We start from the raw sequence: 281 nt of genomic DNA on the forward strand, positions 1-281 counted from the left end.
GTTCCAGCGGCTCCTGGGTGACGGAACCACCTGGGGAATGAACATCCAGTACACGGTGCAGCCTTCGCCGGACGGGCTGGCGCAGGCATTCATCCTCGGCGAGGAATTTCTCGACGGTGACAGTGCCGGCCTCGTGCTCGGCGACAACATTTTCCACGGTGCGGGAATGGGGACGGCGCTCCAGCGCCGTATCCCCTCCGAGGGGGGCCTCATCTTCGCCTACCACGTGACCAACCCGACCGCCTATGGCGTTGTCGAATTTGACGAGAGCGGTACAGCGA

Annotated in this window: 1 protein-coding gene; it reads left to right on the forward strand. The window is 63.7% G+C overall.

Annotation, left to right across the window (positions count from 1 at the left end; genetic code table 11):
• Positions 1-37: 37 nt before the first annotated feature.
• On the forward strand, positions 38-281 hold a 244-nt coding region (locus tag RH81_RS16185), incomplete at its 3' end, for a sugar phosphate nucleotidyltransferase (protein WP_479551607.1).

Origin of the sequence: Psychroserpens jangbogonensis (assembly GCF_000797465.1) — a bacterium.
In the GTDB taxonomy this organism is placed as follows: domain Bacteria; phylum Bacteroidota; class Bacteroidia; order Flavobacteriales; family Flavobacteriaceae; genus Psychroserpens; species Psychroserpens jangbogonensis.